Below are 12,059 nucleotides of genomic sequence, written 5' to 3'. Positions count from 1 at the left end.
AAATTTGTGCAAGGGACAGCGGTAGACACATCCTGTCAAAAGCTTGCCTGATTCTGCGCGGGGTGAATACACGAGGCTGCCATAGCAGGGCAATGTGGATGAAACTTGCTTAAAAGTGGTGTGACAGCGGTGTGACAGTACTTTGCGCGCTGTTACAGAGGCTTTTTGCAGTTGCGCAGGATTGTGCAATAAGCCGGCAGAAATCGACTAACGCTGACTGTGATGCGCCGCCTAATCTTGGATCCTGTCGCAGCCCGTCCCACGGCTGCCACTCGACTCCCTGGGAGGGTTGAACATGTCTACGCAGATCCCCGTCAGTCATATGGCCTTCGTTCGCGCCCGCGCCGGGCGTTCGGCAGAACTCGGTGCGCGCCTGAGCGCCCTGATCGAACCGTCGCGCAACGCGCCGGGTTGCCTGAGCTTCGCCCTGCAGCACTCGCAATGTGATCCCGAGCTGTGGCTGGTGTCCGGTTTCTGGGCCAGCCAACAGGCGATGACCGCTTACTTCGGCAGCCCGGCGATGCAAATTTTTGCCGAGCTGGTGCAGGAAATGGTGGTCAACAGCCTGGATTTCCATACTTTCAAGGATGTCTCGGCGACCCAGGCCCTCGGCCAGTCCCAGGCAGCGGTACACAAACTGGCCGGTTGAGGGTTTAATGGCGCAACTCTCCATTAGCCAGGATCCGCGACATGGCACGTAAAGCCTTTGAACACTTCGAAGCCGTTTCAGCAGTAGTACCGAGCGAGGGCGGTTACCACGCCGCGATTGCCGTCAAAGCCCTCGGTGGTTCCGGTGCCCCGGTTTTTCACAAAGTGCTGGAAGGCCAGACGTTCAAGACCGCTCATGAAGCCGACGAGGCCGCGGCCAAAGAGCTGACCCACCTCAAAGACGTCAAACAAGACGCCGACCTGCTCTGGTAATCACTTGACCGCCCCCGGGCGGAACATCTTGAACAGTGCCTCTGGCCCCAGCTGAAAATAATCCGCTGGCCCGCCGCCGCGCAGAATCGGTTCTGCCGCGGCGGTGTCGTACACCCCATCCTTCAACAGCCATTTGGCGATGTGCACGGCGACCACTTCGCCGAGAATCAGCCAGCTCGGCACCACTTCCTTGTTGGCGCGCTGCAACTGAATGATCTGCGTGACCTTGCACTCGAAGGACACCGGGCTTTCGGCGACCCGTGGCACCTGAATGATCTTCGACGCGGCGGTGGTCAGCCCGGACAGTTCGAACTCGTTGACTTCCGGCCCGACCATGGCGCAGCTCTGGTTCATCTGCTCGGCCAGCGGACGCGTCGCCAGGTTCCAGGCGAACTCGCCGGTCTGCTCGATGTTGTTCAGGCTGTCTTTGCGCCCGACACTGGAAAACCCGATGATCGGCGGGATGTAGTTGAAGGCGTTGAAGAAGCTGTAGGGCGCCAGGTTCAGGCGACCGTTGGCGTCCTGGGAGGAAATCCAGCCGATGGGACGCGGGCCGACGATGGCGTTGAACGGGTCATGGGGCAGGCCATGGCCGTTGGCGGGTTCGTAGAAATGGATATCGTCGGGCATGGAGTGAATTCCTGAGGGCGTCCGGGAGGTGAGCATGGTGCAAGGGCCAGCGGCAGATTTCAATCAGTGGGAGTGGGGCTTCTGTGGCGATCACCGGGTTTTGCTTTCCCCAGAAATGACTAAGCCCGGCCAGAGCCGGGCTGTGTGGTGCGTACAGGGATCAGTTGGTACGGGCAGCGTCGGTGCGATCGACGCTGTCGGTAGCGACTTTGGCCGCGTCGGTGCGGCTGTCGTCTGCGGTGTTGCTTTGCGCAGTGAAGACGGCGGAACCGGTGCGGTCGTAACCATCGGCGGCGAAGGTATTGGCCGCCAGCACAGAGAGGGTCAGGGCAAGCATCAGTTTGGTTTTCATGGGTAACTCCAGTTTGCACATTGCAATGAATTGATCGACGGGGGGCAGGATGCGTACTGGGCATTAACCAGCGATTAATCGGGCTCTCTTGTCTGCGTGACAGAATTTTCATCCTGCACTTACCTATTTTTCACCGCTCCACCGCCAGTCTGCGCACCGGTCAATAACCCGAAGAAACGACTGCCACGAACTGGAGCTTGCCTTGAATGAATAAACTTCCTCAGATCACCCTGGCGTTCTGGGTCATGAAAATCTGCGCAACGACCCTGGGTGAAACCGCGGGGGATTTGTTATCGATGACCCTTAATGTCGGTTACGCCATCAGCTCGCTGATCCTGATCAGCGTCTTTGTGCTGACGCTGGTCACGCAGTTGATGTCCAAAACCTACAAGCCGGTGCTGTACTGGATCGTGATTCTGTCGACCAGCACCGCAGGCACCACCATGTCCGACTTCATGGACCGCACCCTTGAATTGGGCTACGCCACGGGTTCGATGATCCTGATTGCGATTCTGCTGGGGATATTCGCGGCCTGGCGCTTGAGCGGCGATTCGCTGAACGTCACCAAGGTCCAGACCTTCCGGGGCGAGATGTTCTATTGGATGGCGATTCTGTTTTCCAACACCCTGGGCACGGCGCTTGGCGATTACCTGGCCGACGACTCGGGCCTGGGTTTTGCCGGCGGCGCACTGTTGATCGGTTCGACCATTGCGCTGGTGGTGCTGTTGAAATACTTCACGAAGATTTCGTCGGTGCTGCTGTTCTGGGTGGCGTTCGTGTTGACGCGGCCATTCGGCGCAACCTTGGGCGACTTCCTGACCAAACCCCATGCAAAGGGTGGCCTGGATTTCGGCACCATCGGTTCTTCGCTGGTGTTGGCGGGGGTTCTGGTGGTGATGATTGCGGGGGCGTCTTACGTGCAGGGCAAGTACGCGAAGCAGACGGCGGCTGAGTTGACCTGATACCGAGGTGTCCCGTTCGCGGGCAAGCCTCGCTCCTACAGATGATCGCGTACCCCTGTAGGAGCGAGGCTTGCCTGCGAAGAGGACGATACAGCCACTATCAATATTGCTGTCAGTCGGTCTCGATCCGCGAATGCTTGCGGGTGTCTTTCATGGTCACGTACACCAGCAACGACACCGCGATGCACGCCGTGACATACCAGTAGTAACCGGTTTCCATGCCGATGCTCTTGAACCACAGGGCGATGTATTCAGCGGTGCCGCCGAAGATCGACACGGTCAGTGCGTACGGCAGGCCGACGCCCAGGGCGCGGATTTCGGTGGGGAACAATTCGGCTTTGACCACCGCGTTGATCGAGGTGTAGCCGCTGACGATGATCAGCGCCGCCATGATCAGGAAGAACGCGCCCCACCAGCTCTGGATGGTGTGCAGGGTGGTCAGGATCGGTACGGTGAACAGCGTCCCGAGAATACCGAAGGCGATCAGGATCGGCCGACGACCGACTTTATCCGACAGCCCGCCGATGATCGGTTGCAGGCACATGAACAGGAACAGCGTGGCCGCGGAAATCGTGGTGGAGTCGGAAATGCTCATGCCGACGGTGTTCACCAGATATTTCTGCATGTACGTGGTGTAGGTGTAGAACGCCAGCGTGCCGCCCATGGTCAGGCCGACCACGGTCATCAGTTCCTTGGGATGGCGCAGCAAGGTGCGCATCGCGCTTTCTCGGGCTTTCTCTTTCTTGGTGAACGACTCGGTTTCTTCCATGCCACGACGCAGATACAGCGCGACCACGGCACACAGCGCGCCGATGGCGAACGGAATACGCCAGCCCCAGGCGTACAGCTCTTCGGTGGTCAGGAAGTTTTGCAGCACGATCAGCACACCCAGGGCGATGAGCTGGCCGGAGATCAGCGTCACGTACTGGAAACTGGAGTAGAAGCCGCGACGTTCCTTGGTCGCCATCTCGCTGAGGTACGTTGCCGAGGTGCCGTACTCACCCCCCACCGACAAACCTTGCAGCAGGCGGGCGAACACCAGCAGGATCGGCGCGCCGATACCGATGGTTTCATAGCCCGGGCTCAGGGCGATCAGCAGCGAGCCGAAGCACATCAGGTAGACCGACGCCATGAGCGCGGCTTTACGGCCGGCCTTGTCAGCGTAGAGGCCCATCAGCCAACCGCCGATCGGGCGCATCAGGAAGCCCACGGCGAAGATTGCGGCGGTGTTGAGCAGTTGGGCGGTGGTGTCGCCTTTGGGGAAGAAGACTTTGGCGAAGTACAGGGAGAAGGCGGCGTAGACGTACCAGTCGTACCACTCGACCATGTTGCCGACAGAGCCGCTGAAGATCGATTTGATCCGGCTGGCGGTGCTTCTTTCTTTAGCCGGCACGGCAGCCGACCCAAGGGGCAGGGCGTTGGAGTTATCCATTGAAGGATCCTTCGTTTAATTGTTTTTGTGGAGCGCGTGTAAACGCAGCCTGCAGGGGCTATAGCAGGAGCTGTGCCAAGGAGAGGAGGGCCGGTTTAGAGGGGATGGCGGGTTTTGTTGAGCGGAAATCCGCTTATCGTGCATAAGGCTACAAGCGGATTTCCGCGCACGCCTGGCCCCTGTAGGAGCGAGGCTTGCCCGCGAAGCAGTCACCGCGGTTTGTCAGATACACCGCGGTGACTGCTTCGCGGGCAAGCCTCGCTCCTACAGGTATGGGTCGTTCCGGATAAACATCTCCCGGCTCAAGCCATGGCGCTGCATCTTTTCATTGAAGGTCCGGCGCGGCAGTTGCAGTTCTTCAAGCACCGCTTTCACATCGCCCTTGTGCCGGGTCAGCGCCGCGCGCAAGCAATGCGCTTCGAAGGCTTCCTGCTGCGCCGCCAGTGACTGGCCGGGATCGATCCCCACCGGTTCCGGTTCGCCGAGGCCCAGCACCTGGCGCTCGGCGACGTTCGCCAGCTCGCGCACATTGCCTGGCCAGTCGTGGCTCAGCAGATGGCTCAATTGCGGCCCGCTCAACGGTGGAAAGGTACGGCCAAGACGTTCGGCGGCACTCTGCGCGAAGAACTCGAACAACAGTGGAATGTCTTCACGCCGATCACGCAACGGCGGCAGCCGCAGCTCGGCGACGTTCAAGCGATACGCCAGGTCCTCGCGAAAACGCCCGGCCCGGGCCTCATCCAGCAAGTCGGGTTTGGTCGCGGCGATGATCCGCAAATCCACGCGGATGCTCTGATTGGAGCCCAAGCGCTCAAGCTTCTGCTCCTGCAACACCCGCAGCAGTTTCACCTGCTGCGCCAGCGGCATGCTTTCGATTTCATCGAGAAACAGTGTGCCGCCGTCGGCGTATTCGAGCTTGCCGATGCGTTTGCCCTGGGCGCCGGTGAACGCGCCGCTCTCATGGCCGAACAGTTCGGCCTCGAACAACTGCTCGGGAATCGCCGCGCAGTTCAGCGCGACAAAGGGCTTGTCGGCGCGGGGGCCGAAGTCGTGCAGGCAGCGGGCAACCAGTTCCTTGCCGCTGCCGGTTTCGCCACGGATCAGCACATTGACCGGCAGTGTCGCCAGATCCAGCACTTGCCGGCGCAGTGTCTGCAAACCACGGGACACCCCCAGCAGTGTGGCATCGAGTTTGGCGCGATTATCGGCCTGTTCGTGCAGGGCACGGTTTTCCAGCACCAGCCGGCGCTTGTCCAGCGCCCGACGCAGGCTGCTCAGCAGGGTTTCCGGGCTGAAGGGTTTTTCGAGGAAATCGTAGGCGCCATCGCGCATCGCTTCGACGGCCATCGGCACATCGCCGTGACCGGTCAGCAAGATCACCGGCAAATCGGCGTCGCGGTGCTGCACTTCGGCCAGCAGCTCCAGCCCGCTCATGCCGGGCATGCGCACATCGCTGAGAATCACCCCGGGGAAGTGTTTCGGCAGTTGCGCCAGGCACTCATCGGCGCGGCTGAACAGCTGCACCTCGAACCCCGACAGGCTCAGCCACTGTTCGACGGCGCTGCGGATGCTGCTTTCGTCATCGACCACCATCACCGAATTGAGCATCAGGCAGCTACCTCCAGATCAATGGGCAACGTCAGGCTGAACACCGCGCCTTTTTCGCCATTATCGGCGCTCAGGCGTCCGCCTGCTTCGTGGACGATGGCAAAGGACACGGCCAGCCCCAAGCCCAGGCCATCACCCACCGGTTTAGTGGTGAAGAATGGATCGAACACCTGGCTCAAATGTTCTTCGGCAATGCCGCCGCCATTGTCGATCACACTCAGGCGCCATAGCTGTTCATCGGCTTCGAGACGAATCTCCAGACGCTTGCAGGGTTTGCCCTGCATGGCGTCCAGGGCGTTGCGCAGCAGGTTGATCAGCACCTGTTCCAGACGAATCGCATCGCCACGCACCCAGGCCGGACGGGTCAGGTGCAGCACCAGGCTGACCTGTTCATCGCGCAGGCGCGCGTCGAGCAATTGCAGGGCCTGATCCACCACCGCCGCCAGATCCAGCCGTTCGCGCAAACCGCTGGGGCTTTTGCGCGCGAAGGTTTTCAGGTGGCCGGTGAGGGCAGCCATGCGCGTGAGCATGTCGTCCACCGGTTTGAGCGCCTTGTAGGCGTCGTCGACCCGGCCGTGATCGAGTAGCAACCTCAGCGTAGCAAGCTGCATGCGCTGGGCGGTCAGGGGCTGATTGATTTCATGGGCCAGCGCTGCGGACATCTGCCCCAGCGCCGCGAGTTTGGCCGATTGCACCAGTCCGTCCTGAGCGGTGCGCAGGTCACGGGTGCGTTCTTCCACCAGTTGTTCGAGTTCTTCGCGGCTGCGTTGGCGCATTTTGGCCAGTCGCCAGCGTTGATTAAGGAACAGCAACAGAAACACCAGCGCCAGCCACAACCCGGCAGCGGCGAGCGCGGCGTTACGGATGTCTTCGAAGGCGACTTGTGGGCGGCGCAGCAGGTGCAAGGTCCAGCCTTCAGTGGTCAGCGGTAGCGATTCCCACAAGTAGTTTTCCGTGCCGTCAGGACCGACGACGCGCGCCAGATCACTGTTGTCGTCAAAGCGCTGCAGCGATTGGTAATCCAGCGGTGTCAGCGGTTGTTTGTCGTATTGGCGGGTGGCCTTGAGCTCGGTGTGATCGCTGTCGTTCAACGGTTTCAACAGGCGATAGCGCCAGCCCGGCTGGTTGGCAATGAAGATGATCCCGCGTGCATCGCTGACCAGCAACGTGTCGCTGCCCTGACGCCATTCGCGCTCCAGCTCCGGGAATTCCAGTTTCACCACCATGGCGCCGAGGAACTCGCCGCTGTCGCGGGTCACCGCGCTGGAGAGAAAGTAACCGGGAATGCCACTGGTGACGCCTACCGCATAAAAGCGCCCGGCGCCCTGGGTGCGGGTCTGGCTGAAGTAAGGGCGAAAACCGTAGTTGTGGCCGACGTAACTGCTGGGCAAACGCCAATTGCTGGCGGCCACGGCCAGGCCGGTGCGGTCGAGCAGTTCCAGGGTCGAGGACTGCGCGGCACCGTTGATTTTTTCCAGTTTGCGGTTCAGTGCGTCCTGCTGCTCAGGCGTTACCGGGCCATCGAGCGCGGCGCGCAACTCCGGGTCCAGCGCCAGCACGGCGGGCAGGGCGCGGTAGCGGTCGATCAGGGTATGCAGGGAATTGGCGTACAGCGCCAGTTGCTGGTTGGCGCGGGCGGCGTCTTCTTCCAGCGCCTGGCGTTCGGCGTGGCGGATGGCCAGGGTGGCGGCGAGGACGGCACCGGCGACGATCAGCAGGGAGTACAACGACAGACGCAGGGTACGGGAGGTCGGCAGCATGCTGGCGCAAACAGAGAGTAAGTCGGGCGGGCACCATACCATGCAGGTGATCGGCTCGGCGTCCTGTTCGCGCACTCACCGATCGTTCGGGCGACTGACAGGCTTGAGAGTTGCCAAAGTACCAGGTTTTTCTATCGCGAACGGTTTGGACACTGGATAAAAAAAACGGCCGGGTCATCCATAACGATGAGCCGGCCGTACGGGCAGACTGAAGCGCTTACTGCACTTCCACCGCCAGGCTTTCGCTGATCTTCTGCTGCCAGATCGCAGGGCCAGTGATGTGTACCGACTCACCCTTGCTGTCCACCGCAACGGTGACCGGCATGTCTTTCACGTCGAACTCGTAGATCGCTTCCATCCCCAGTTCGGCGAACGCCACCACGCGGGATTTCTTGATCGCTTGCGCCACCAGATAAGCCGCGCCGCCGACTGCCATCAGGTAAACGGCTTTGTGGTCCTTGATCGCTTCGATTGCGGTCGGGCCGCGCTCGGATTTGCCGATCATGCCCAACAGGCCGGTTTGCTCGAGGATCTGACGGGTGAACTTGTCCATCCGCGTAGCGGTAGTCGGGCCAGCCGGGCCAACCACTTCTTCGCGCACCGGATCAACCGGGCCGACGTAGTAGATGAAGCGACCTTTCAGGTCCACCGGCAGGGTTTCACCCTTGTTCAGCATCTCGACCATGCGCTTGTGCGCGGCGTCGCGACCGGTGAGCATCTTGCCGTTGAGCAGGACGGTTTCGCCCGGCTTCCAGCTCTGCACTTCTTCCGGCGTCAGGGTGTCGAGGTTGACGCGACGGGCCGACGGGCCGGCTTCCCAGACGATTTCCGGGTAGGCGTCCAGCGGTGGCGCTTCCAGCGAGGCCGGGCCGGAACCGTCGAGCACGAAGTGCGCGTGACGGGTGGCGGCGCAGTTCGGGATCATGCACACCGGCAGGGAGGCGGCGTGGGTCGGGTAATCCATGATCTTCACGTCGAGCACGGTGGTCAGACCGCCCAGGCCCTGGGCACCGATGCCCAGTTGGTTGACCTTCTCGAACAGCTCCAGGCGCATCTCTTCGATACGGTTCTGCGGGCCGCGTGCTTTAAGCTCGTGAATGTCGATGGATTCCATCAACACTTCCTTGGCCATCACGGCGGCTTTCTCGGCGGTGCCGCCGATGCCGATGCCGAGCATGCCCGGTGGGCACCAGCCGGCGCCCATGGTCGGAACGGTTTTCAAAACCCAGTCGACGATCGAGTCGGACGGGTTGAGCATGGCCATTTTCGACTTGTTCTCGGAACCGCCGCCCTTGGCCGCCACGTCCACTTCCACGGTGTTACCCGGAACGATGGAGTAGTGGATAACGGCCGGGGTGTTGTCCTTGGTGTTTTTACGAGCGCCCGCCGGGTCGGCGAGGATCGAGGCACGCAGGACGTTTTCCGGCAGGTTGTAAGCCCGGCGCACGCCTTCGTTGATCATGTCGTCCAGGCCCATGGTGGCGCCATCCCAACGTACGTCCATGCCTACGCGCACGAACACGGTGACGATGCCGGTGTCCTGGCAGATCGGGCGGTGGCCGGTGGCGCACATGCGCGAGTTGATCAGGATTTGCGCGATGGAATCGCGGGCTGCCGGCGATTCTTCACGCAGGTAGGCCTCGTGCATCGCCTGGATGAAATCCACGGGGTGGTAGTAAGAAATGAATTGCAGGGCGTCAGCAACGCTCTGAATCAGGTCGTCTTGCTTGATCACGGTCATCGAGTCGCGCTCCTCTAAAAGACGGGAACATTCAATAAGGTGCCTGCGGCTTGGGTGCATCGGTCGGTCGCAGACACCTTTCAAGGCACGCCGGGCATGCTGGCGCGACGCTAAAAAGGCGCGGCAGTATACCGCGCATCAAAGGCGGGTACATCTGTTGACAGTCAAACGTTGGTCGCATACATCGCCGGTGCGGATCGCCACGAATCCTGATATAGCCGCACAACGCGAACCTGTAGCAGCTGCCGAAGGCTTCGTTCGGCTGCGAAGCAGTCGCAATATCAGAGATTTGCGGTATGTCAGGCAGACCGTGTCAGCCGGATTCACGACTGCTTCGCAGCCGAACGCAGCCTCGCAAGCTCGACAGCTGCTACAGCGAACGCAGTCTTCGGCAGCTGCTACCTGGAATGCAGCAAGGCTCGACTCACAGGAAGCGGGTCATGGGTTTGACGCCAGATTTTCGCCACAAAAATTGAATGGTCATTTATCAGACTCGCCACTAAAGTGGCATCCGGCCTGTAGAGTAGGACACTCTGACAGCCTCCTTTCGCACGGTGAATCAACGATTGACCCATAACGCCATCCAGCGGCTTTTGCTCAAACGCTTTGCCCTTGCGGCCGGCACTTATGCCCTGGCCTTGCTGCTGGTGTGGCTGGCGTTTTTCACCGGCCATTACAACGACTCCCTTGCTGGCATGGTGATCGGCAGCGTGTTGACGGTGTTCAGTCAGGCCGTGTTGTTCGCGGTGTTTTACAGCGGCACGAACCTGCGGTGTTCCGACCCCAGCCTGACCGAAGTGCAAATTCTGCTGGGGCTGAGTTGGCAATCCTGGCTGATCGCCCATCTGGACGAGGCGCGCGGTGCGTTTCTGGTGTTTTACCTGCTGATCCTGTTGTTCGGGCTGTTTCATCTGTCGCGTATTGCTTTTGTGCGTTGCGCGTTGCTGGTGTTTTTCAGTTTCAGCGCCATCACGTTATGGGAGCTCTACCACTTCGAGCTGCACGACCCGACGCAGTCCCTGTTGCAGGTGTGCGTGCTGTTTGTGGTGCTCGGCTGGCTGGTGCTTTATGCCCGTTACGTCCAGGTGTCGCGCCAGCGTATGCGGCAGCGGCGGTTCGCCTTGCAGGCGCATCAGGACACCCTGCGCGGGATGATGCGCCAGCTCGAAGGCCTGGTGGCGACCGACGAACTCACCGGGCTGTTCAATCGCCGGCATTTCCTGCGCCTGGCCTCCCGCGAGCTGAACGCCATGGAAGTCGGTGTGGTGCATGGCCTGGCGCTGATCGACCTCGACCACTTCAAACGCATCAACGATGTTCACGGCCACGCCGCCGGTGATCAGGTGCTGCAAGCGTTCGCCGGAGTGGCCACGGCCTGCCTGCGCGATGGCGATATTCTGGCCCGTTACGGCGGTGAAGAATTCGTGGTGCTGTTGCCCGATTGCGATGCCGAGCGCCTGACGGCCTGTTGCGAGCGCTTGCGCATAGCCTTCATGGATGTCGAATTGGTCGGCCTGGAGATCGCCCATCTCAGCCTGTCGGCGGGCATGACCTTGTTGGAACTGGGCCACGATCTGGATCACGCCTTGCACCGCGCCGATCAGGCGCTGTACCGCGCCAAGCGTGACGGCCGTAACCGTTGCGCGGCCGCCTGGGAGAATGTCGATGCCTGAGTTACGGGTCGGCGAACGCCAATGGGCAGTGGCGGTAGGCAGTAACCTGCTCGATGCCCTCAATCAAAACGGCGTGCCGGTGCCCTATAGCTGCCGCGCCGGCAGTTGCCACGCGTGCCTGGTCAAATGTGTCGAGGGCCTGCCCAGCGACAGCCGTCCCGATGCCTTGAGCAATGAACAGCGCCAACAGGGTTGGCGGTTGGCCTGTCAGTGCCAGGTGGTTGACGATCTGCAAGTCGAAACCTTTGACCCGTTGCGCGATGGTCTTGCCGCGCAAGTGGTCGCCAGCGATTGGCTGAGCGCCAGCGTATTGCGCTTGCGCCTGACCAGCGAGCGCCCGTTGCGCTATCAGGCGGGGCAGCATCTGGTGTTGTGGGCGGGGCAGGTGGCGCGGCCATATTCCCTGGCCAGCCTGCCGGAAGAAGACCGCTTTCTGGAATTCCACCTCGATTGCCGTCAACCGGGGGAGTTCAGTGACGCGGCGCGTCGCTTGAGAATCGGCGATCCGATCCGCCTCGGCGAGTTGCGCGCCGGGGCGCTGCATTACGATCCGGACTGGCACACCCGACCGCTGTGGTTGCTGGCGGCTGGCACCGGTCTGGGGCCGTTGTTCGGCATCTTGCGCGAAGCGTTGCGTCAGCATCACCAAGGCACCATCCGCGTCATTCATCTGGCCCATGATGCCAGTGAGCATTATCTGGCCAAACCCCTGCAAGCCATGGCCGAGGGCCGTGAAAACCTTAATGTCGAGCTGTGGACGGCGGCCGAGTTGCCCGCGGCTTTGGCGCAACTGCGCCTTGTTTCCCGGCAAACCCTGGCCTTAGTCTGCGGAGCACCCGACAGCGTCGACGTCTTTGCCCGGCGCCTGTACCTGGCGGGTTTGCCGCGCAATCAACTGCTGGCGGATGTCTTTGTCCCCCATGGTTGAGCGCTGATTGCTGTGGCGAGGGGGCTCGCCCCCGTGGGGCTGCGAAGCGGCC

General features: G+C 61.3%; 11 protein-coding genes. 5 read left to right on the top strand and 6 right to left on the bottom strand.

Annotated elements, in window-relative coordinates:
- The first annotated feature begins 295 nt into the window (after positions 1–295).
- Positions 296–649, top strand: a complete 354-nt coding sequence (locus AC07V0_RS21910; protein ID WP_026286455.1) for a putative quinol monooxygenase — start codon at positions 296–298, stop codon at positions 647–649.
- A gap of 41 nt (positions 650–690) precedes the next feature.
- On the top strand, positions 691–921 hold the full coding sequence (locus AC07V0_RS21905) for a hypothetical protein (protein ID WP_018926553.1): 231 nt from the start codon (positions 691–693) through the stop codon (positions 919–921).
- Here AC07V0_RS21905 and AC07V0_RS21900 read toward each other — a convergent pair whose 3' ends face one another.
- Both AC07V0_RS21900 and AC07V0_RS21895 read right to left on the bottom strand, forming a co-directional pair.
- A complete protein-coding gene (locus AC07V0_RS21900) occupies positions 922–1,551 on the bottom strand; it encodes a flavin reductase family protein (protein WP_018926552.1) in 630 nt (209 codons plus the stop codon).
- A 160-nt stretch (positions 1,552–1,711) separates the two neighbouring features.
- The gene (locus AC07V0_RS21895; RefSeq protein WP_018926551.1) at positions 1,712–1,903 is read right to left on the bottom strand and encodes a hypothetical protein; all 192 of its coding nucleotides are present in this window, start codon (positions 1,901–1,903) and stop codon (positions 1,712–1,714) included.
- Between the two features lie 206 nt (positions 1,904–2,109).
- Here AC07V0_RS21895 and AC07V0_RS21890 point away from each other — a divergent pair, with 206 nt between their 5' ends.
- On the top strand, positions 2,110–2,865 hold the full coding sequence (locus AC07V0_RS21890) for a COG4705 family protein (RefSeq protein ID WP_018926550.1): 756 nt from the start codon (positions 2,110–2,112) through the stop codon (positions 2,863–2,865).
- Between the two features lie 112 nt (positions 2,866–2,977).
- Here AC07V0_RS21890 and AC07V0_RS21885 read toward each other — a convergent pair whose 3' ends face one another.
- The 4 genes from AC07V0_RS21885 to AC07V0_RS21870 form a co-directional block, all read right to left on the bottom strand.
- A complete protein-coding gene (locus AC07V0_RS21885; protein WP_018926549.1) occupies positions 2,978–4,297 on the bottom strand; it encodes an MFS transporter in 1,320 nt (439 codons plus the stop codon).
- A gap of 264 nt (positions 4,298–4,561) precedes the next feature.
- Positions 4,562–5,905, bottom strand: a complete 1,344-nt coding sequence (locus tag AC07V0_RS21880) for a sigma-54-dependent transcriptional regulator (RefSeq protein ID WP_086944483.1) — start codon at positions 5,903–5,905, stop codon at positions 4,562–4,564.
- Entirely contained in the window at positions 5,905–7,665 is a 1,761-nt protein-coding gene (locus AC07V0_RS21875) for a sensor histidine kinase (protein ID WP_086944484.1), read from the bottom strand. Before AC07V0_RS21875 ends, AC07V0_RS21880 begins: the two co-directional genes overlap by 1 nt.
- Positions 7,666–7,882: 217 nt before the next feature.
- Complete coding sequence (locus AC07V0_RS21870; protein WP_007938826.1) at positions 7,883–9,406, bottom strand: fumarate hydratase; 1,524 nt, start codon at positions 9,404–9,406, stop codon at positions 7,883–7,885.
- Between the two features lie 566 nt (positions 9,407–9,972).
- Here AC07V0_RS21870 and AC07V0_RS21865 point away from each other — a divergent pair.
- Both AC07V0_RS21865 and AC07V0_RS21860 read left to right on the top strand, forming a co-directional pair.
- Entirely contained in the window at positions 9,973–11,079 is a 1,107-nt protein-coding gene (locus AC07V0_RS21865; protein WP_064616332.1) for a GGDEF domain-containing protein, read from the top strand.
- Positions 11,072–12,007 carry an iron-sulfur-binding ferredoxin reductase gene (locus AC07V0_RS21860; RefSeq protein ID WP_495019926.1) on the top strand — a complete coding sequence of 312 codons (936 nt, stop codon included), beginning with the start codon at positions 11,072–11,074 and terminating at the stop codon, positions 12,005–12,007. The genes AC07V0_RS21865 and AC07V0_RS21860 overlap by 8 nt, the downstream gene beginning before the upstream one ends.
- The last annotated feature ends 52 nt before the right edge of the window (positions 12,008–12,059 follow it).

The sequence above is a fragment of the Pseudomonas sp. GW821-FHT01E10 genome, assembly GCF_059422365.1.
Note: the sequence above shows the minus strand (reverse complement) of the source record. Positions and strands in the feature narration are given on the sequence as shown.